18 protein-coding genes are annotated in these 20,039 nt (G+C 36.0%); 3 read left to right on the plus strand and 15 right to left on the minus strand.

The window, feature by feature from the left end; all coding sequences use genetic code 11:
- Positions 1-25 precede the first annotated feature (25 nt).
- The 3 genes from MHB75_RS12765 to MHB75_RS12775 all read right to left on the minus strand — a co-directional run bounded on the left by MHB75_RS12765 (position 26) and on the right by MHB75_RS12775 (position 3,140).
- Positions 26-1,594 (minus strand): IS1182 family transposase, encoded by a 1,569-nt coding sequence (locus tag MHB75_RS12765; protein ID WP_340998127.1) that lies wholly within the window; start codon positions 1,592-1,594, stop codon positions 26-28.
- Between the two features lie 80 nt (positions 1,595-1,674).
- The gene (locus tag MHB75_RS12770) at positions 1,675-1,836 is read right to left on the minus strand and encodes a hypothetical protein (protein ID WP_340995838.1); all 162 of its coding nucleotides are present in this window, start codon (positions 1,834-1,836) and stop codon (positions 1,675-1,677) included.
- 56 nt (positions 1,837-1,892) lie between these two features.
- Positions 1,893-3,140 (minus strand): GTPase family protein, encoded by a 1,248-nt coding sequence (locus tag MHB75_RS12775; protein WP_340998129.1) that lies wholly within the window; start codon positions 3,138-3,140, stop codon positions 1,893-1,895.
- 399 nt (positions 3,141-3,539) lie between these two features.
- Between MHB75_RS12775 and MHB75_RS12780 the strand changes: the two genes are divergently transcribed.
- Both MHB75_RS12780 and rluF read left to right on the plus strand, forming a co-directional pair.
- Positions 3,540-4,664 carry an IS4 family transposase gene (locus MHB75_RS12780; protein ID WP_340998131.1) on the plus strand — a complete coding sequence of 375 codons (1,125 nt, stop codon included), beginning with the start codon at positions 3,540-3,542 and terminating at the stop codon, positions 4,662-4,664.
- Between the two features lie 586 nt (positions 4,665-5,250).
- The gene (gene rluF, locus MHB75_RS12785) at positions 5,251-5,958 is read left to right on the plus strand and encodes a 23S rRNA pseudouridine(2604) synthase RluF (protein WP_068456946.1); all 708 of its coding nucleotides are present in this window, start codon (positions 5,251-5,253) and stop codon (positions 5,956-5,958) included.
- Positions 5,959-6,158: 200 nt separating this feature from the next.
- Here rluF and rlmH read toward each other — a convergent pair whose 3' ends face one another.
- The 8 genes from rlmH to yycF form a co-directional block, all read right to left on the minus strand.
- Positions 6,159-6,638, minus strand: a complete 480-nt coding sequence (rlmH, locus tag MHB75_RS12790; protein WP_087682057.1) for a 23S rRNA (pseudouridine(1915)-N(3))-methyltransferase RlmH — start codon at positions 6,636-6,638, stop codon at positions 6,159-6,161.
- An 89-nt stretch (positions 6,639-6,727) separates the two neighbouring features.
- Complete coding sequence (locus MHB75_RS12795) at positions 6,728-6,892, minus strand: CxxH/CxxC protein (RefSeq protein ID WP_082701495.1); 165 nt, start codon at positions 6,890-6,892, stop codon at positions 6,728-6,730.
- 146 nt (positions 6,893-7,038) lie between these two features.
- Positions 7,039-8,259, minus strand: a complete 1,221-nt coding sequence (locus MHB75_RS12800) for a S1C family serine protease (protein ID WP_340998136.1) — start codon at positions 8,257-8,259, stop codon at positions 7,039-7,041.
- A gap of 187 nt (positions 8,260-8,446) precedes the next feature.
- Complete coding sequence (locus MHB75_RS12805; RefSeq protein WP_141272287.1) at positions 8,447-9,235, minus strand: MBL fold metallo-hydrolase; 789 nt, start codon at positions 9,233-9,235, stop codon at positions 8,447-8,449.
- 12 nt (positions 9,236-9,247) lie between these two features.
- Complete coding sequence (locus tag MHB75_RS12810; protein WP_141272285.1) at positions 9,248-10,141, minus strand: two-component system regulatory protein YycI; 894 nt, start codon at positions 10,139-10,141, stop codon at positions 9,248-9,250.
- Complete coding sequence (locus MHB75_RS12815; RefSeq protein WP_255314690.1) at positions 10,128-11,483, minus strand: YycH family regulatory protein; 1,356 nt, start codon at positions 11,481-11,483, stop codon at positions 10,128-10,130. Before MHB75_RS12815 ends, MHB75_RS12810 begins: the two co-directional genes overlap by 14 nt.
- Positions 11,483-13,312, minus strand: a complete 1,830-nt coding sequence (gene walK / locus MHB75_RS12820; protein WP_340998139.1) for a cell wall metabolism sensor histidine kinase WalK — start codon at positions 13,310-13,312, stop codon at positions 11,483-11,485. The genes MHB75_RS12815 and walK overlap by 1 nt, the downstream gene beginning before the upstream one ends.
- Positions 13,313-13,318: 6 nt before the next feature.
- On the minus strand, positions 13,319-14,029 hold the full coding sequence (gene yycF / locus MHB75_RS12825; protein ID WP_141272279.1) for a response regulator YycF: 711 nt from the start codon (positions 14,027-14,029) through the stop codon (positions 13,319-13,321).
- A gap of 310 nt (positions 14,030-14,339) precedes the next feature.
- On the opposite strand from yycF, the gene MHB75_RS12830 reads away from it, so the two are divergent.
- A complete protein-coding gene (locus tag MHB75_RS12830) occupies positions 14,340-14,747 on the plus strand; it encodes a hypothetical protein (RefSeq protein WP_340998142.1) in 408 nt (135 codons plus the stop codon).
- 54 nt (positions 14,748-14,801) lie between these two features.
- Here the strand turns inward: MHB75_RS12830 and MHB75_RS12835 are convergent, their stop codons facing one another.
- The 4 genes from MHB75_RS12835 to MHB75_RS12850 all read right to left on the minus strand — a co-directional run bounded on the left by MHB75_RS12835 (position 14,802) and on the right by MHB75_RS12850 (position 20,027).
- The gene (locus MHB75_RS12835) at positions 14,802-16,094 is read right to left on the minus strand and encodes an adenylosuccinate synthase (RefSeq protein ID WP_141272275.1); all 1,293 of its coding nucleotides are present in this window, start codon (positions 16,092-16,094) and stop codon (positions 14,802-14,804) included.
- 136 nt (positions 16,095-16,230) lie between these two features.
- Positions 16,231-17,592 carry a replicative DNA helicase gene (dnaB, locus tag MHB75_RS12840; RefSeq protein ID WP_141272273.1) on the minus strand — a complete coding sequence of 454 codons (1,362 nt, stop codon included), beginning with the start codon at positions 17,590-17,592 and terminating at the stop codon, positions 16,231-16,233.
- 12 nt (positions 17,593-17,604) lie between these two features.
- Entirely contained in the window at positions 17,605-18,054 is a 450-nt protein-coding gene (rplI, locus tag MHB75_RS12845) for a 50S ribosomal protein L9 (protein WP_141272271.1), read from the minus strand.
- Positions 18,051-20,027 carry a DHH family phosphoesterase gene (locus tag MHB75_RS12850; protein ID WP_340998144.1) on the minus strand — a complete coding sequence of 659 codons (1,977 nt, stop codon included), beginning with the start codon at positions 20,025-20,027 and terminating at the stop codon, positions 18,051-18,053. The genes rplI and MHB75_RS12850 overlap by 4 nt, the downstream gene beginning before the upstream one ends.
- Positions 20,028-20,039: the final 12 nt, after the last annotated feature.

A 20,039-nucleotide genomic window follows, 5' to 3' on the forward strand; every position in this document is an offset into this window, starting at 1 on the left:
TTTTTTCATCAGTGATGGGAGGGTTTTACCCTCTCATCGCATACTTTCTTAGGTTGGTCGCCATTAAGGCAAGTCCGATTTCATTTCGGACCTTCGATTTTCCGCGAAGTGAAAATCGAGTGAAACCCAAATTCGCCTTCAAAAATCCAAAAACTGGTTCCACATCGATTTTTCGTTTTCGATAAATGGCGCCTGTTTTTGCTTCTGAAAGCGTCGCTTGAATCATTTTCTTCTGTTCTTCCCAATGCGTATTGATGGCCAATCTTCGATTGTTTCCTTCACGTGCTTTTGTACAAGATGAACGGAAAGGGCATCCTGAACAGTCTTCACATGTATATATTTTAAAATGACGTGTAAATCCTGTTTTGTCCGTACGTGTTGAGTCGTATTGATACGTTACTAATTGTCCATTCGGGCACGTATAACAATCTGTCGTTGCGTTATATGCCCAATTGCTTGTTTTAAAAGGATCTTTAAGATATTTTCGTTGCTGTTCTTTGCGATACATACCATATGTAATTAATGCTTTACGTTGGAGTGTTTCTACCACGTATTGATAGTTCGGTTCACTACCATAACCTGCATCGGCGACAATATGTTCAGGTAGTTCAAAATAATGAGCTTGAATATCTTGTAAAAAGGGCACGAGCGTTTTTGTATCTGTCGGATTCGGATACACCTCATAAGCAAGGACATATTGATTTTCTGTTGCGATTTGAACATTGTAACCGGGTTTCAGTTGTCCATTCTTCATATAATCGTCTTTCATGCGCATAAATGTCGCGTCGACATCGGTTTTTGAATAACTATTTCGTGTACCCATCTGTTGTAAATGAAGGCGATATTGTCTTTTTCGGACAATCCAATCTTTCACTTGTTTTAAATATTGTTTCGGTGTTTTACGTGCTGCGCGTAATTGTTTTCGTTCACTTGAATCAGAGGAAGCTTCCAGCTTTTCTGTATAATCATCAATCACTTCTTCTAATGTCGAAGCGACTTGTTCTAGCTCTTCTTCAGATAAAGCCTCTTTTTGTTCCTTTTGAATGGCAGGCAAAATACGTTCTTCTACGAGTTGCTCGTATAAGGCATTAGACTTTTCAATCATACTAGCTTGATAGTTTTCAACCGACTTCTTCCATACAAAAGTGAACTTATTGGCATTCGCTTCAATTTTTGTGCCATCAATGAAAATCGCTTGTTGGTCAATGCATTTTTCTTCAATTAATCGACAACGGAATTGGATAAAGCATTGTTTTAGAAGTTCTTGCATCTGTGGATGAACGCGAAAACGATTAATCGTACGGTAACTTGGTTCGTAACCTTGTGCTAACCACATCATACGTACACTATCTTTTGTTAAATCTTCAATCCGACGACCTGAAAAAATAGATTGTGTATAACCACATAAAATAATTTTTAACATCATTTTAGGGTGATAAGAAGGACAACCTGTCGCTTTGTAGAAAGGAGCGAAAGCTTCTTCTGGAATACTTTCAACTAAATGATGGATCGAAAAAGCAATATCCTTTTCAGCTAGTTTCATTTCAAAATCTAATGGTAAAATCACTTGATTCATGTTATAGTTTTTATACATAAAGAGCACTTCCTTTTATTATTTTTGTGGTGAGATACTTAAATTTTAACAGGAAAGGCTCTTTTTTTGTATCCATTTTTTTATTTTGGATGGGCGTGTGGGCGTGACTTCTGCGGGAACAGCACGAGCGGAATATCCATGTTGGCGATGCATCGCCAACATGAGATGAAGCCGTGCCCGCGAAAAGCATCGCCCAAAACGAACATCCGCAGACAGACCAAAAAGAGCTTCGGCATTTTCATGTGCCGAAGCTCTCTTACTTTTAACTAGGGTTTTGTCCCAGCCTCTTTGTGATTTATTAACTTAAAATAGTTTGTTTCTTTTCTGTTTCTTTTTGCGCTTCTTCCATTAATTTTTTGGATTCTTCTTTTGACTTTCCATCAATATAATAAGCCAATGCCGCTTTACCAACTGAATAAGTACCGGTGTAAGCTAGTGAGCTACTAATAGCTGCACCACTTCCAGGTATCGTTAGATTCAATAATTTAGAGCCTTGTTGAGCGATAAAACGTAATGCCATACCAAATAATGCTACGCCACCTAAAGATAAAATAAACTCTCTAGCTGATTTTACATCCAGCTTCTCACCTGCCAGATAAGCAATTACTCTAACCTCTAAAATTTGAATTGGGATTAAAATAGCGATATCACTAGCTGGAATTGGTGTAATAGCTACACTTGCACTAGCTGTTGAAAATACTTTTATAAACTTATCTGCTACTTTTCGAATTGCTACTTCATATTTATTGTTTAACATCATATACACAGCTGCTCGAAAATCGATATTATCTTCTAATAGTTGTAGTAGCTTATCAATATTGTAGCGACCATCAAACTCGATTGTTAATGCTTCTTTTTCTTCCTTCGTTAACTCTTCTGGATTATCATGATTCCATTCAATATAAGAAGAAACTGGTACAACAAACGCTTTAGAAATACCTACGTCTGATAATACCTCCTTAACCTGCTCTACTTTAGTATTAATATTTTCTTTCTTTTTTGCTGAGTATTGAGTAGGTTCTTTAATTCTTGAAGGCTCTATATCATCAATTCGATTAATTACCGTAATAAGTGGTACATGAATTTCTAATTGTTTATAAATTTCATTTAAATAAATTGCATCCTCTCTTAACGTAGAGCGATCAGCACCGTTTGTGATTAATAAAAAAGCATCTGGCTCAAAATCTTCAATAACTTTTTGTAAATCTATTTCTGCCTCACTATCTGTTTCTTGGACATTTTCACGTATTCCACGTGTATCAATTATCTCAAAAACTACTTCATCGCCTTTTTTATACTGAAATACATGAGCTTCTGTTGTACCAACATTTACAGAACTTGTTTCGGCAAGATATTCACCAAACATTGCATTAATTAAACTACTTTTACCAACACCTGAACGTCCCATAATGACTAATTTAGGTGGACGTTTTTCTTTTACACCATCAACTATTTCTTTGATTTCTTTTGATTGTACCGCTTTTAAAATTAATTCTTTAGCTGGTTTAGGCAATGAAAAATCTAATTGATCTATGAATGTTTCCATTGATTCTAATATTTTAACAATTTGACTTAATCTCTCTTCTAAAACTACTGCGTTTTGCTTCATAATACATCTCCTTAATATTTTTATATAATTCATATGTCACTCATAATTCTATCTTTAAATATAATTTTTTACCATATTTTTATAATAAAAAATAAAAAATAGTCTTTTCAAAAAATATATATTATTTTTTTGATTTATCAGTATGATATAGATATATTTCTTACAAAAATCAATCATACTATCATTTTTTTAGTTTTCGTCACTAGCGTCGCATTAAAATAATGCAACACGATTAACTAAACTGAATTTTCTGTAATATAATCCAAGCATAAAAAAATCCTTTATACTGGTTGAGCGGTAGTAAACCATCCAAATCCAATACAAAGGACCATAAGCATGGATAAGTTTACACGAAAAACATCATTTGAACAATGGTTTACACCGATTTCTTCAAAGAAATTAGAAAAATTAGTGGAAACCCATCATTTAAATTACTATACAAAGAAGCTACACATCACTTCATTCTTGAAATTACTCGTATTTGCACAACTCAACGAAATCGAAAGTTTACGTGCTGTCAGTGAGACATTGTTTTCAGACGACCTTCAAAAAGCAACGGATTTAGAATCGATTAGCTTTTCGCAATTAGGTCGCCGATTAAATCAAATTCCAACAGACGTGTTCCAGCAAGTTTTTCTGGATTTAGTCGCTCAGATTCATGAGAAATCTCAATATGAGCATCGCCGGAAAACGACAACACCGCTGAAAATCATTGATTCGAGTACGTTGCCACTCAATTTGAATAATCACAAATGGGCGGAGTTTCGCAAAACAAAATCAGGTATCAAGCTTCATTTGCGCCTTGTTTACGCAGAAAAAGGCTGTTCCTATCCTGATAATGCGGTGCTGACAAATGCGAAAGAACACGATCGTGGCCAGCTAGAGGTACTCGTTGACGACAAAGAATGCATGTGCGTTTTTGACCGTGGTTACTTAGATTATGAGCGATTTGACCGCATGACAGATGACGGCTATTTCTTTGTCTCACGCTTACGAAAAAACGCTGTCACTCGAGTTATCGAGCCGTTTGAACTACCAAATGATTCAACTGTATTATCTGATGAGATGATGTTGATTGGCACCACACAAAATCGTGCAGAAAACGTCTTTCGCCTCATCAAAGTGCTCGATTCAAAAGGTAACGAACTGCATCTAATTACGAATCGATTTGATGTAAGCGCCGATGATATCGCTGAATTGTACAAATCGCGCTGGGCAATCGAGTTATTTTTCAAATGGTTGAAGCAGCACATGAACATCAAAAAGTTCTACACGCAGAGCGAACAAGGCGTGCATAACCAGGTGTACATCGTGATGATCGTGTATTGTCTACATGTGCTGGCACAGTTGAACACGAATAGCTCAAAAACGTACTTGAAGATTAGTCGTTTATTGAAAGCAGCACCTTGGAAATCAGCTCATCTGTGGATTCGTAAAATCGCAGGAAAAGCCGTTCCATAAGGTTTAAACCATTATTGTCGCACGCGTCACAGGTTATAGTAAAAAAATGGATGATTACTACCTCTGTTCCAGTGTCTTCGTTTTTCATCTGAAATGGAAAAACAAGAAGACAGAAAATTGCGTCAAAATTTATGCGACGCTAGTGATAAAACACAATCAACTTAATTCTATATATGCTTTTTTCTGTAAGCTTATTTTATTAAAGTAAGAAAACTTGCATTCAAGTACATTTTAAACATATAATAAAGTACATGAAAAAATCCGCAGGCGATTTGTAAAGGTCGATTTTCTTTTTTAGAAAATCGACCTTAGTTTTTTTTCTTCGTAATATTAACTTTAAATAACCTACTCCTGTTTCTTATCAAAAAATAAACTACCAACTACAACAATAAGAAAGTAATAGTCCCCTTCCATTCCCTTTTATATCCCTTTCTCTATATAAAAAAGATAACCTATGATGACAATCCATAATTCAATTACCCACAAATTTTAACTTGTTTGACCTACACAATAGTATGTAATTTATCCTTAAAATAAAGTATAGTTAATATTTAATAAAACAATCCATGAATAAGGATGTGGCAACATGCGTATTAATAAATATATAAGTGAATCTGGGAAGACTTCTAGACGAGGCGCTGATAAATTAATTACCGAAGGCCGAGTTAAAATTAATGGTAAACGTGCAACTATAGGTAGCCAAGTTGAACCTGGGGATGAAGTTGAAGTAGATGGAAATATTGTCCGAGTGGCACGAAATAATGTCTATATTGCCTTAAATAAACCTGTAGGTATTACGAGTACAACAGAAAAAGGGGTAAAGGGAAATATTGTTGATTTAGTCAATCATCCATTAAGAATATTTAATATTGGACGTCTGGATAAAGATTCAGAAGGCTTAATACTTATGACGAACGATGGCGACATTGTAAACGAAATTCTGCGTTCTGAAAATAGACATGAAAAAGAATATATCGTTTCAGTAGATAGACCCATTACGCCTGAATTCTTGAAGAAGATGTCGGAAGGTGTCAAAATATTAGGCACAACAACCCTTCCATGTGAAGTCGTTCAACTATCAAAATATGATTTTAAAATCATTTTAACACAGGGATTAAATCGTCAAATTCGCCGTATGTGCGCTGAATTAGGCTACGAAGTTTACCGATTACAAAGAATTCGCATCATGAACATTGAATTAGGCAAACTTCCTCCTGGACAATGGAGAGATTTATCTAAAAAAGAGCGAACTCAATTATTTAGAGAATTAAACTATGAACCAAAAGAATGGTAAAGTAGAATGATTGATTGATATATAATTAAGAAACTCAAGAACCGCACTTACTTGTGATGACAGTAAGTGCGGTTTTTTAAGCTTAGCAAGTTGTATTGGAATAAATGCTGGAACCCTACAGATTTTCATTCTCTAGCTAACAAAAATAAACCACCAGCTACAATAAAACTACTGTAATTGATGGTTTATTAAAATAGCACTTACTTGTGATACGGTTCACCTTTCATAATTCGAAAGCTGCGGTAGATCTGTTCGGTCAGGACGAGTTTCATGAGTTGGTGAGGGAGTGTCATTTTGCCGAACGAGATTTTGGTGTCGGCGCGTTTGAGTACGTCGTCATGTAGTCCGAGTGATCCGCCAATGATGAAGATGATTTTGCTTTGTCCATAGGTTAAGAGGTTCTCAATCTCTTTTGACATCTCTTCAGATGTACGTTGCTTCCCGTCAATTGCGAGTGCAAATACGTAAGCATCTTGTGGGACTTTGGCTAAGATGCGTTCTGCTTCTTTTTTCTTCACAATCTCCATTTCTGCTTCACTTAATTGTTCAGGTGCTTTTTCGTCCGCTACTTCAATTAAGTCTAACTTCGTATAACTACCAAGACGTTTCGCATATTCATCAATGCCCAACTTCAAATACTTTTCTTTTAATTTTCCAACTGAAATGATACTAATCCCCACGTATTCGTCACTCTTTTCCTTTATTTGTTAGTGAGTTATCCACAAAACTTATACACATATCCACAAAACACCCTATATCTTGTAGGGGATTATTTGTTCCCTACAACATATTCTGCTGGGGCTTCACAGTATGCACATGATGTGGACAACTGTTCGCTTTCTTCTAGCTTATTTAAAATTGGAAAATCTTTTTCCTTTTCTAGGAATACGTCAATCGCATGTCCTGTATGGTTTTCACAGCATTTAATCTCCATGATCTAACATCCTTTCTATTTTCAGAATTTATAAAAAGTTATACACAATTCACATTTTTTATCCACACATCATTGTAACAAACAAAAAAGACTGTCGCAAAGTGTATCCACACTTTCCACGACAATCTCTTTTGAAGTTATCCACATTACTTAGAAATCGTACTTGTTAGTTTCATCGTTTTCGTTACAAGTTTACCATCTTGATAAGCTTTCACTGTAACTGAATCGCCCACTTTTTTACTGTATAGAATTTTACGTAATTCAACCGAGTTACCGACTTTTTGTCCATCCATCTCAACAATTACATCGTATTGTTTAATACCTGCTTTTTCAGCAGCTGAACCATTTTCAACTTGTGCCATGACAACGCCTTCTGTCACATCTTCAGGCAATTTTAATGTTTCTTTTTGATAGAATGCAGGTACTTCTGTTAAGTCGATTAACGATACGCCCATCGCCGGTCTTTGTACTTTACCTTTCTCTTCCAACTCACTGATGATTGGAATTACTGTGTTACTTGGAATGGAGAATCCTAAACCTTCAACTGTAGATTGTGAAATCTTCATTGAGTTAATACCAATTACTTGTCCTGCTAGATTGATTAACGCACCACCTGAGTTACCTGGGTTAATCGCTGCATCTGTTTGTAATACTTCCGCATTCCAGTCTGCATTACCATCACCATTAATATCCATTGGTACTGTTCGTTCTGTACCTGAGACAACACCTGTTGTTACAGAGCCGTATAAATCTAAACCAAGTGGGTTACCAATCGCAATCACTGTTTCCCCTTGTTTTAGTTTATCCGAATCACCGAATTTCGCTACTGTTGTGGCATATTTTTCATCCATTGAGATAACAGCTAAGTCTGTCCATTGATCTGTACCAACTAATTTTGCTTCTACTTTTTTATTGTTTGGTAATGTTACTTCTAAACGATCTGCATCTTCTACAACGTGATTATTCGTTACGATGTACGCTTTACCGTTCGCTTTTTTATAAATAACCCCTGAACCACTGCCCGATTCTTCTGTTGTGCTTGAATCACGGTTATCTGTGCTTCCACCAAATGCACCACCGAAGATATCATTCGCTGTTTGGCGTTTTTGAATATTTGTAATCCCAACAACTGCATCCTTCGTCTTATCAACAGCTTTTGTGACATCTGTCGTTACTTCTGTGGATAGTTGTTCTGTTTTTACAGGATTCGTTGTATTATTACTTCCTGTATTCGAGATAGAAGGTACAATCAACCAGACAAGTAATGCACCGACAATTACACCGATTAAACCCGTGAAAAAGTAGCCTACTTTACTTCCCTTTTTTTGTTGCCTTCTTCCATGTTCTGTATCATCATAGTATCCCATTTGTTTGCCTCCTCTATTCTTTTGTTATCTTTACTATACCTGCCAAACATGAAAATTAGATGAAAATTGCTTTAAAATACCCTCAAAATTTCATGATATCTCATTTATTCCCCTTCTCGAATAGATAAAAACTATCTCTTCAAAATATAAAAAGAACAATCGCAGATTACGATGGTTCTCTCTTCGATTAAACACGTACTAACTTTGTTGGCTCTTCTGCATCCGTATCATGTAGATGAATAAATTCACCTGGCATGATGCCAACAGATTGCAGCGTTTGTGCCACACTAAGTCTTGCTAAATCTTTCATATTGTTATCTTTACTTAGATGCGATAAGTAAATGTGCGTATCTTTTTCAAATACCACATCACTCATTGCAATTGCCGCATCTTCATTACTCACATGCCCCACATCGCTTAAAATACGACGTTTTGTAGACCACGGGTATGAGCCCATCTGCAACATATTCACATCATGGTTACTTTCGAATACGAATGCATCTGCTCCGCGTATAATCCCCTTCATACGGTCACTCACGTAGCCTGTATCCGTAATCACTGCTAACTTACGACCATTCTCATGGAATGTATAAAACATCGGATCTGCGGCATCATGTGACACACCAAACGATTCAATCTCTAATGTTCCAAAAGCCTGAACCGTCTCCATATTGAATTGAAAACGCTGGTCTAATGGAATATTCCCAACAGATGGTGTCATCGCTTGCCACGTCTTCTCATTCGCAAAGACCGGCACATTATATTTACGTGCTAATACCCCAACACCTTTGATATGGTCTGAATGTTCATGTGTGACAAGAATACCTGATAATTTTTTAATATCGCGATCAATTTTGGCAAATAGCTGCTCCATCTTTTTACCTGTCAGCCCTGCATCTACGATGAAAGCTTGATCGCCACTTTCAACATAGACAGCATTACCCGTACTACCACTCGCCAATACACTAAACTTCATGTGAAAGACTCCTTACTTACTTAATTCAGATTGCTTTGCATCTACATTTGAGCGAACTCTCTCTTTATATTCTACATCCGTAGCTGCTTTATTTTTGAATTGAATATTTTTTTCAATATCTAATATTTGATTATCTACTGCATTCACAAAAAAGTCCTGTTGTTTTTTACGTCCATTTTCATCTGGTACCATAGCACGAATATGCCATGTTGGAGACAATACTTGCGTTTCTGTTAATGGAACTAATGTTGAATAGCCCAAATTTACAAATGAAATAGTTGTATGGTCTTTTAAATAGCCTTTTTCAAAAATAGTTTTAATCGCTTGAATTGGTTTAATCAACATACTTTTCTCACCAACAGCTTTTAAAGAACCAAACATCGTTTGCTCATACTTTGTAATCTCTTCTTTTTCAGACCAATAAACTTTAATGGTCGCACTTTGATTATAAAAGATCATTTTATCGTTCATCACTTGGAAGAATGTCGCTTCGCGTGCCGATTTATCAATCTGCCATAGTCGATATTCTTCACCTTTGAAAACCGTCCTTTTTAAGAATTCAGTGAGTGTTTTTTCATTTAGCGCTTCTAGTTTTTCTGGTTTTTTCATTGTTCCTTCAATAATCATATTGTCACTTACTGTAATAATTTGATTTTTCGTCACTTGATCAAAATCAAAATTATCAAAGGTATTAATTTTTCCTGATACATATGTTACTTTCTCCGTCGAAACAGGTAAATTCCCTACTGAGATATTCGCATTTTTTAAATCACTCTCAATATTGGATTCACCAAGTATTTCTAACTCTTGTTCTTCATTGTAATTATTAATATACACCGAGTATAAGAATACATTCAAAATAGAGAATACGATGATAAAGATGGTTTTTGTTTTACTCCAATCCATCTGTATCACCTCCTACTTGTGAATCTTTCGGGTTAATTGGATACCATACACCATCTAAACGATAAAACCATGTCGGTTCAAATAAATAAATCGATGAGCGCCCTTCATCTTGTTTCATTGTTAATCCAACACGAAGTGCAGTAATTTTATTGAAGTCAATTTCATTACTTGCCATCAGTTTTTGAACGACATCAATACCTGAAATTAGCTTAATCTCCTTATTTTCCTCTTGTGGTAAATAAGCTAATTTATATGTCGGACGAATGTAACGATAGATGCGACCATTCCCCCAGAATGCTTCAATTTTAGCGGTACCTAAATCTGTTTTTAGCACTGGTAAATTTTCTATATACAGTTGGTACACTACTTCTTGTGCATTATAGTCCACCTTGGCATAACGATAATCGCCTGTCCATCCACCGTGTAAGTTAATAAAATTAAACGTTGATGCAATCAAATTACTCTTTTGAATATTTTCTTGATTCTCTGTAGCTGTCGCGTCTACAAATGTTGCGAGATAGCGATTTTTATCAATTGTCATAATCGATTTATCATCAGTGTATTTATCAATACCTGCTTCTAAATCTGGACTCATCTTCACAATACCTGGCATCGTAAAGAGTGCATTTTTAAAATCCTCAATGCTAATCGCTGAAATCAGATATTTATACTGTGTTAATTTTTGCGTTTGAGTTGGTAAGAATAATGTATTTGCATTATCTCTTTGAATCGGTTCATATGATGCTAAATCTTGGAATGATCCTAACACATCATTTTTAAAACCGTTCTCACTTTTCACTTTCACTTTTCCTCTGTATAACTGCTTCTGTTTTACATTAGAAAAAAGAATTGTTAATTCATTCTTAGGGATATCTGATTCTTCTGTAGACCAACTGATAATTACCTGATCGAAAATAATTTCAGGTACTTTCTTACTTGTCACAGGAAGTAAACTTTGAAATACAGGCATTGGTACTTCTCCATCGAATTGAAGAACAATTCGTTGATCTACTAATAGTTGATCATTTAATTTTTGTAAATTAAAGTTACTACTAACAATTGAAATATCCGTCAGTTGCCATTTCTTCATCTCAGTAAATAGTGGAGCCATTTCTTCTGTATCAATGGTTCCACGCCAGTCACCTTCTTGACGAATTAATAGACGAGCAGGCTGAATAATTTCAGGTAATGTTCGTTTTTTGTCCATCAGTACACCTGATGGCTCTGGCTTTTCTACTTTTTCATAGTTTGGATGGTATGACCAAATGGAGAATGTTAATAAAATACTTAGACCGACTAGAATAATTAATACAACGGTTTTACTTTGTTCTAAATACTTCATTATTCCCACTCACCATCCTCTTCTGCATTATTTGGTAGTGTAAAGAATACAGATGTGCCTTTTCCCTCTACTGATTCAGCCCAGATGCGTCCACCATGTGCATTAATCATTTCACGTGAAATGGCTAGTCCAAGACCCGTTCCCCCCATAGAGCGCGCACGTGCTTTATCGACACGATAGAAGCGGTCAAAAATGCGATCAACATTCTCTTTTGGAATTCCCATACCCGTATCTTTAATTTCGACTAAAATCTCGTCATCAATATTTGTTAACTTAAACCGAATATACCCACCATCTGGCGAATACTTTAACGCATTTGAAATAATATTATCAATAACTTGTGTGATTTTATCTGTATCAATTTCAACATAAATAGGTGTAGTAGGTAGTTCACGAATGAATTCTACTTCTTTAGATTTCGACATCTCAAAACGATTAATAATGCGATCAAAGAATTTAACAAAATCAACGAAATCCGTATTCAATTCATATTCACGACTATCCATACGAGATAATTGTAGTAAATCTGTAACCAGACGAATCATACGCTCTGTTTCTGTACGTGTCACATTTAAAAATGTTGGTGCAATATTTTCATCACGCCATGCACCATCTGCCAATGCTTCTAAATAACTGCGCATCGTTGTAAGTGGTGTGCGTAACTCATGTGATACATTTGAAACAAAGTCACGACGTTCCATTTCAATTTTCTCTTGTTCTGTAATATCATGTAATACAGCAATTAAACCATTCACAAAACCTGTCTCTTTTTGAATAACAGAGAAATTTGCTCGCCAAATATAAGGGCGGTCTTGCGTGCTGAAATCTAAATTCACCGCCTCTTGCATATGAATCAAATCTTCAAATGTGTATTCTTCATCTAAGCCCAGAATCTCTGTAATTTGTCGCCCCATTAATTCATTATTTTCAGTCGCAAGTAATTTCTGTGCAGGCGCGTTAATCAAAATAATTTTCCCTTTACGATCTGTTGCAATTACACCATCTGTCATATTCGTTAAGACAGATGCTAACTTCCTTCTCTCACCTTCAGTCGTTGAGTGCGCCTCTTGTAAGCGATTCGTTAAATGGTTAAAAGATACAGCCAACTGACCAATTTCGTCATTCCCGTATACTTTAACCTTTCTCGAATAATTCCCTTTTGCCATTGCAACAGCTTGCCTACGCATATCCGAAATTGGTTTTGTAATCGTCTTAGCGATGAAAACGCCTAAAATAATTGTAATTAATAAAGCAATTGCTGTACCTACGGCGAGAATCTTATTAATCGTAGCCATTTGTTCAAATACCGTTTCAATATTGGCTTTAACATAGATGACACCAATTGTTTTTCCTTGTGATTGAATAGGTTTTGCAATAATCCATACGCGTTTATCAGTCTTTTTATCAATCGCCATCTTTTCAATTGGTGATGATGTAGAAAGCGCTGAAGTCACTGCGCTTTCTGCCGAACGTTGGCCAATAATCGATTGACTGTTATTATCTGAAGTCGCTAAAATGCGATTATGTGAATCGATTACACGAATTTCACTAATATCTCCCGAACCAGAAGACAATCCACCTAGAATGTCGCGTAAATTGGATTCCAGTGTCCCATCATTTTCTTCACGTGACTTAACCATTTCTTCTTTCACGCTAAACTCGACTAGCTTAAGACGATCTGTTACGGAATGCGTAAAGTTGTGCTTAAGCGTAGCCTCTAATTTATTCGCAAAGTATAACCCCATAATTTGCATGGCAATCAATATTAAAAGTACATAAATCAATACAACTTTTGCGTGTACAGATTTAAAAAAACCTACCTTTTGCATTCAACATTACTCCTGTTCAGGATTTCTCAAATAGTACCCCACACCACGACGTGTTACAATCCATGCTGGATGACTTGGATTATCCTCAATTTTTTCACGTAGACGTCGAATTGTTACGTCAACTGTTCGTACATCACCGAAATAGTCATAACCCCAAACAGTTTGTAATAAATGTTCTCGTGTCATCACTTGTCCGATATGTTTCGCTAAATAATGTAACAATTCAAATTCACGATGTGTTAATTCAATTGTTTCATCTCTCTTTAAAACTAAATAAGCTTCTGGTTGGATTATTAATGAGCCTACAACAATATCATTTGAAGACTCTTCTTCCTCTTCAACAGTGGCTGTTGTTTGATGGCGACGCATATTTGCTTTGACACGCGCAACTAACTCACGTGTACTAAACGGCTTCGTTACATAATCATCCGCACCAAGCTCTAAACCCAAAACTTTATCAATTTCAGAGTCTTTCGCTGTAATCATAATAATTGGTGTGTCGTATTTTTTACGTACCTCACGCACTACTTCCATACCATCACGTTTTGGTAACATGATGTCTAATAAGATTAAATCTGGTTTTTCTGCTTCTACTTTTTCTAAAGCTTCATCACCATCATAAGCTGTTACTACACTGTAACCTTCTTTTGTTAAATTAAATTGTAATATATCTGCAATCGGTTTTTCATCATCCACTACTAAGATTTTCTTATCCAAATTCTTTCATCCTTTCTCTCTAAAATACACTGTTTTATTTACATTCACTCTCTGTTTACTCTAACATGATTTCAATTCTGACGCACCTTTAGGTAATATTTTGTAATTTATTCCCCAGGAAATATTATAATACAGAAGAATGAACTCTTCTAACTTATCATATATTATAAATACTACCCATTTTGAAATTGTATTGTAAAGAAATTGAAACTTTCTGTACATATACTTTTGTTATAAAAATAATCAAAAAGGATACTATTCGACATGAATCAACTTCATTTTCCAAACATTTAAGGAAGGTGGCCCACCTATGGTTAGGAATCGTACATTACTTCTCATTGCTTGTTTTGTATGGCTTATTGTAGGAATTAATATTGTACGCATTGGTTTACTTGCTTATGTTGGACATATAACTGTCCTCAATATTATTTTATTAATTATTGTCTTTTGTTTGTTTTGGTTTTTGATTTTTAATCGCCTCGTTAATAAACATACAATCCGAATTGCTGGTTATGAGATAGAAAAACAATATTTTTGGTATTTCTTTGATTTAAAATCGTTTATTATCATGGCTGTTATGATAACACTCGGTATTACCATTCGTGTCATGAATTTAATGCCCGAATCCTTTATCGCGTATTTCTATACAGGTTTAGGCACAGTCTTAACCCTTGCAGGAATTAAATTTGGGATTCGTTATCTTCGTTTTGATACGTAGGTATAAAAAAGCAGGAACCGCGTCTCATGCGATTCCTGCTTTTTTTATATGATACTAAATCTCGTCCCAAATATTTAATAATACATTTGTTTGATCACGGTCAGGACCTACTGAGAATGTAGCAATTCGAATACCTGTTAATTCACTTACACGTTCTACATACTTACGTGCATTTTCTGGTAAATCTTCTAAACGACGAACACCTGTAATATCTTCGTCCCATCCAGGAAGTTCTTCATAAATAGGTTTGCATTGTTCGATAATGTGTAAGTTTGCTGGATATTCTGTAATACGTTCACCATTATAATCATAAGCTACACAAATTTTCACTGTATCTAAACCTGATAAAACGTCAATTGAGTTGAGTGCTAAATCTGTAATACCTGAAACACGACGCGAGTGACGTACAACCACTGTATCAAACCAACCAACACGACGTGGACGACCTGTTGTCGTACCGTATTCACGACCGACCTCGCGAATTTGATTCCCTACTTCATCAAATAGTTCAGTTGGGAATGGACCATCACCTACACGTGAAGTATATGCTTTTGATACGCCGATTACACGATTAATAGAAGCCGGGCCAACACCTGTACCTGTTGTAACACCACCTGCTACTGGGTTTGAAGATGTTACATATGGATATGTTCCATGATCTACATCTAATAGTACACCTTGAGCACCTTCAAATAATACTTTGCCGCCTTCATCCATGACATCATTTAAGATCTTAGAAGTATCTGTTACATAAGGAGCAATCTCTTGACCATACGCATAGAATTTTTCAAAAATATCATCAAACTCTAATCCTTCTACTTCGTAGAATTTCGTGAATAAACGGTTTTTCAATTCTAAGTTTGTACGTAATTTTTCTTCAAATACTTCCTTATCAAGTAAGTCTGCAATACGAATACCAATACGTTGTACTTTATCTGTATAACATGGCCCAATACCTTTACATGTTGTGCCGATTTTTGCATCGCCACGTGAAGCTTCGTCTACTTTATCTTGATGAATGTGGTACGGTAAAATGACGTGCGCACGATTTGAAATACGTAGATTTGACGTATCCACACCACGTTCTTGTAATCCTTTTAATTCTTTTACTAAAGATTCTGGATTGATTACCATTCCATTGCCCATTACAGAGCGCTTATCTGCATAAAAAATACCTGATGGAATTAAATGAAGCTTATACGTTTCGCCTTCGAATTGAATTGTATGACCTGCATTGTCACCGCCTGAAAAACGCGCAATGATATCTGCTTGTTTTGAAAGAAAATCTGTAATCTTCCCTTTACCTTCGTCTCCCCATTGCGTTCCTACTACTACTACTGATGTCATTTTATACAGCACCTCCGTCAGATACCTTGTGTATCCTGATTAAAAACAAAAGTTATTTTAACAACCATCTTCTAAAAAGTCAATTAAAAATACGAACAGATTTCATTTTTACAATTGAAAATGTTCGTATTTAATGTTAGTAACTCGCTGGTGGTGATTCTTGAGACCAATCAACACTCACAAACTTATTAAATTCTTTTTTAAATGCTAATTTCACTGTATCTGTTGGGCCATTACGTTGCTTTGCTACAATAATCTCAATTGTATTGGCATCTTCCGTTTCTTTATCATAATAGTCTTCACGATATAAGAAAGCAACGATATCTGCATCTTGCTCAATCGAACCAGATTCACGTAAATCAGACATCATCGGACGTTTATCTTGTCGTTGCTCTACACCACGTGATAACTGCGATAAAGCAATAACAGGCACTTCAAGCTCCCTAGCAAGTGCTTTAAGAGAGCGTGAAATCTCAGAAACCTCTTGTTGACGGTTTTGTCCTGATGAACCACTACCCTGAATTAACTGAAGATAATCAATTAAGATCATCCCAAGACCACTTTCTTGTTTTAAGCGCCGACATTTAGCTCGAATTTCATTTACACGGACACCAGCTGCATCATCAATATAAATACCTGCATGCGATAAACTTCCCATAGCCATCGTTAATTTTCGCCAGTCTTCTGTTGTTAATGCACCTGTACGTAATACTTGTGCATCAATATTACCTTCAGCACACAACATACGCATAACAAGTTGGTCTGCCCCCATCTCTAGTGAGAATATGGCTACATTTTCAGATGTTTGCGTCCCTACTGCTTGTGCAACATTCAAGGCAAATGCTGTCTTACCTACAGATGGTCTGGCTGCTACAATGATGAGATCACCACGCTGAAAACCAGCTGTTAAGCGATCTAAGTCGCGGAAACCTGTTGGAATACCCGTAATGTCTCCTTTACGATTTTGGAGCTTTTCCACATTCTCGTACGTCTGTACAAGAACATCTTTTACATGCTTAAAGTCCCCTGAATTACTACGATTGGCTACTTCCATTATTTGCTTTTCAGCTTCAGCTAATAATTCTGCTACTTCATCTTCTCTTGTAAAACTATCTTCTACAATTTTTGTAGCTGTACGAATTAACTTACGCAGTAATGATTTTTGGGCAACGATTTCTGAATAGTACGCGATGTTAGCAGCTGTCGGTACGGCATTGGCTAATTCCGTCATATATGAAATACCACCGACATCGTCCAATTGATTACGGCTTGAAAGTTCTTCCGTTACGGTTACGACATCGATGGCTTTTCCTAAATCGCTCAAGCGTAGCATCGTTTCAAAAATCAAACGATGCGCTGCTTGATAAAAATCATCTGCTAATAATGTTTCAGAGGCTGTAATTAAAGACTGTGGTTCAAGGAAGATCGCACCCAATACTGATTGCTCAGCTTCTTGATTGTGCGGTGGAATACGGTCCATTAATGGATCATTATTCATATTTGTCTCCCCTTATTTTTGCTCTGTTACATGCACTTTCAATGTTGCTGTAACTTCTGGATGTAATTTCACAGGAACTTTTGTTACACCCAATGTACGAATTGCTTCTGGTAAATCCATTTTGCGCTTATCTACTTTAATACCATGCTTTTTATTTAACTCATCTGCAATTTGTTTTGATGTAATTGAACCAAATAGACGACCACCTTCGCCAGTTTTTGATTTTAATTCCACTGTTAATTCTTCTACTTTTACTTTTAAATCTTTAGCAGCTTGTAATTCTGCTTCTGCATTTTGCTGCTCTTTACGCTTTTGACCTTGTAATTGGCTCATTGCTTGAGGTGTAGCTTCTACAGCTGATTTATTTTTTAATAATACGTTACGTGCGTAACCATCTGATACTTCTTTTACCTCACCTTTTTTACCTTGTCCTTTAACGTCTTTTAAGAAAATTACTTTCATGATTCTTGACTCCCCTCTAATGTTTCATCAATTGCTTTCTTTAAACGTTCGATTGCTTCTTCGATGGTATCCACTTGTAATTGTGTAGCTGCATTTGTTAAATGACCGCCACCTCCAAGTGCTTCCATAATGATTTGAACATTAATTTCGCCTAAAGAGCGTGCGCTAATACCTATTTTACCATCACTTCTCCGTGCGACAACAAAGGACGCTGAAATGTCTTTCATCGTAAGTAAAATATCAGCTGTTTGTGCAATTAATACTGAATTATATACTTGGTCTTTTTCACCATGTGCAATCACAATGCCATTATGCACAAATTCTGCTGTTTTGACAATTTGTGCGCGTTCTAAATACGTATTTAAATCTTCTTTTAGTAAGCGTTGAACTAAAATAGTATCTGCACCATTTGTTCTTAAATATGATGCAGCCTCAAACGTCCTAGCACCCGTTCTAAGCGTAAATGATTTCGTATCGACAATGATCCCTGCTAGTAGTGCTGTTGCTTCTAACATCGAAATTTTATCGTTCTTAGGCTGATATTCGAGTAATTCTGTGATTAGTTCTGCTGTTGAAGAAGCATATGGCTCCATATATACAAGCATTGGACGGTCAATAAATTCCTCACCACGGCGATGATGGTCAATCACGACAACCTTACTCGCTTGATTTACAATGCGTTCATCAATCGTCATACTCGGCTTATGTGTATCGACAATGACAACGAGCGACTTATCTGTCATTTTATCCAATACTTGATCTGGTGATAAAAATCGATCGTACAAATCAGACTTATCTTTAACAACTTGCATTAAACGATTAATGCTTTGATCAATTTGTTCAAAATCGATGACAACGTATCCATCAACTTTATTCATATCCGCCATCTTTCGTACACCAATAGATGAACCAATCGCATCCATATCAGGCATCTTATGCCCCATTACAAATACTTGGTCACTATCTTGAATCAAATCACGTAAAGCATGTGAGATAACACGCGCTCTTACACGCGTACGTTTTTCTACAGGGTTTGTTTTACCACCATAGAATTTCACCTTTCCATCAGGTTGTTTAATCGCAACCTGATCTCCACCACGTCCTAAAGCAAGATCTAAACTCGATTGTGCTAACTCGCCTAACTCTGTTAAAGAAGGTGAGCCAGCGCCTACACCAATACTTAATGTAAGTGATAAGTTTTGCTGAGCAGTGATTTCACGAATATCATCTAAAATTGCAAATTTCTTTTTTTCTAAATTCGATAAAATGGATTCATTCATAACCGCCATAAAACGATCTGACGAAATACGTTTAATATAAATATCGTGATAGGATCCCCACTTATTCACAAGTGATGTAATCAATGTGTTCGTCTGACTACGTGTTTGGTCATCCATACTTTGCGTAATTTCATCATAGTTATCAATAAATAGTATAGCTAAAACTGTACGATCTTCATAATACAATTCTTCAATTTCAACTTGCTCTGTAATATCAAAGAAATATAGCAATTTTTCTTCTCGTTTAAATAATACGCGATATTGGCGATCTTCCACTGTCGCGTTCATTTCATGTAAATCTTCATGTGCTGTTAATGAGATTAGCTCCTCTGATATAAAGGATAAATCACGACCAATTAATTCATCACCGTTCATCATCTTTTTAATATGTGGATTTGCCCATTCAATCGTTGTTCCATCATCAATTAAGATAATTCCAATGGGCATTTCAAGCAATGCTTTTTCGCCCACATTCTCTAAACGATAACTTAGCATAGCGATATGACGTTCCGTTTCTTCGTACGTATTTTTCTCATACTTCCAAGAAACAAATGTCGTAGCGATTACTAAAATCCCGTATAACGTACCAATAATTGGATGCCAGACAGTAAGACCCACAATACTTACAATCATCAACAGCGATAAAATTAAAAGAGGATATCTTATTGGTCTTTGTCTAAATCGAGTACCCATAGTTCTCATCTC

This window comes from Kurthia sp. FSL E2-0154 (assembly GCF_038003625.1).
Lineage (GTDB): Bacteria > Bacillota > Bacilli > Bacillales_A > Planococcaceae > Kurthia > Kurthia gibsonii.

Bases quoted from the DNA above. Each gene is read 5' to 3' on its own strand.
- rluF (WP_068456946.1), top strand. From the start codon at position 5,251: ATGCGTATTAATAAATATATAAGTGAATCTGGGAAGACTTCTAGACGA.
- MHB75_RS12780 (WP_340998131.1), top strand. From the start codon at position 3,540: ATGGATAAGTTTACACGAAAAACATCATTTGAACAATGGTTTACACCG.
- walK (WP_340998139.1), bottom strand. From the start codon at position 13,312: ATGCAAAAGGTAGGTTTTTTTAAATCTGTACACGCAAAAGTTGTATTG.
- MHB75_RS12815 (WP_255314690.1), bottom strand. From the start codon at position 11,483: ATGAAGTATTTAGAACAAAGTAAAACCGTTGTATTAATTATTCTAGTC.
- dnaB (WP_141272273.1), bottom strand. From the start codon at position 17,592: ATGAATAATGATCCATTAATGGACCGTATTCCACCGCACAATCAAGAA.
- MHB75_RS12775 (WP_340998129.1), bottom strand. From the start codon at position 3,140: ATGGAAACATTCATAGATCAATTAGATTTTTCATTGCCTAAACCAGCT.
- MHB75_RS12770 (WP_340995838.1), bottom strand. From the start codon at position 1,836: ATGAAAATGCCGAAGCTCTTTTTGGTCTGTCTGCGGATGTTCGTTTTG.
- MHB75_RS12795 (WP_082701495.1), bottom strand. From the start codon at position 6,892: ATGGAGATTAAATGCTGTGAAAACCATACAGGACATGCGATTGACGTA.
- MHB75_RS12830 (WP_340998142.1), top strand. From the start codon at position 14,340: ATGGTTAGGAATCGTACATTACTTCTCATTGCTTGTTTTGTATGGCTT.
- MHB75_RS12765 (WP_340998127.1), bottom strand. From the start codon at position 1,594: ATGTATAAAAACTATAACATGAATCAAGTGATTTTACCATTAGATTTT.
- MHB75_RS12800 (WP_340998136.1), bottom strand. From the start codon at position 8,259: ATGGGATACTATGATGATACAGAACATGGAAGAAGGCAACAAAAAAAG.
- MHB75_RS12835 (WP_141272275.1), bottom strand. From the start codon at position 16,094: ATGACATCAGTAGTAGTAGTAGGAACGCAATGGGGAGACGAAGGTAAA.
- MHB75_RS12810 (WP_141272285.1), bottom strand. From the start codon at position 10,141: ATGGATTGGAGTAAAACAAAAACCATCTTTATCATCGTATTCTCTATT.
- MHB75_RS12850 (WP_340998144.1), bottom strand. From the start codon at position 20,027: ATGGGTACTCGATTTAGACAAAGACCAATAAGATATCCTCTTTTAATT.
- MHB75_RS12805 (WP_141272287.1), bottom strand. From the start codon at position 9,235: ATGAAGTTTAGTGTATTGGCGAGTGGTAGTACGGGTAATGCTGTCTAT.
- rplI (WP_141272271.1), bottom strand. From the start codon at position 18,054: ATGAAAGTAATTTTCTTAAAAGACGTTAAAGGACAAGGTAAAAAAGGT.